Below are 411 nucleotides of genomic sequence, written 5' to 3'. Positions count from 1 at the left end.
TGATTCATGACTGGGGTGAAGTCGTAACAAGGTAGCCCTAGGGGAACCTGGGGCTGGATCACCTCCTTATACGATTTAGAACTTATTTGTTCGTAGTGTCCACACAGATGATTGTTAGTTAGTTTTACCCTCTGGGTTAACTAATTAATATGCTCTTTAAAAATTTGGAAAAGCTGATAATAAAATTCGTATGAATACATTGTATTTGTACAGAGTTTTCAAAAGTAAAAAAGAATGATAGCAGTATCATTCAGTGCCATTTAATCAACTCTTTGAGTTGATTGATTGGTATCTACTTTAGTATTCAATATTAACTTCTGGCGAAGTTAAACTGTCACATAACAAAGACCCGTTTGGGTTGTATGGTTAAGTGACTAAGCGTACACGGTGGATGCCTTGGCAGTTGGAGGC

1 rRNA gene is annotated in these 411 nt (G+C 37.2%); it reads left to right on the top strand.

Annotated elements, in window-relative coordinates:
* A 16S ribosomal RNA gene (locus PSI06_RS21145) occupies positions 1–69 on the top strand; the annotation flags it as partial.
* Positions 70–411 lie beyond the last annotated feature (342 nt).

The sequence above is a fragment of the Pseudoalteromonas sp. GABNS16E genome (genome assembly GCF_028598715.1).
Lineage (GTDB): Bacteria > Pseudomonadota > Gammaproteobacteria > Enterobacterales > Alteromonadaceae > Pseudoalteromonas > Pseudoalteromonas atlantica.
Note: the sequence above shows the minus strand (reverse complement) of the source record. Positions and strands in the feature narration are given on the sequence as shown.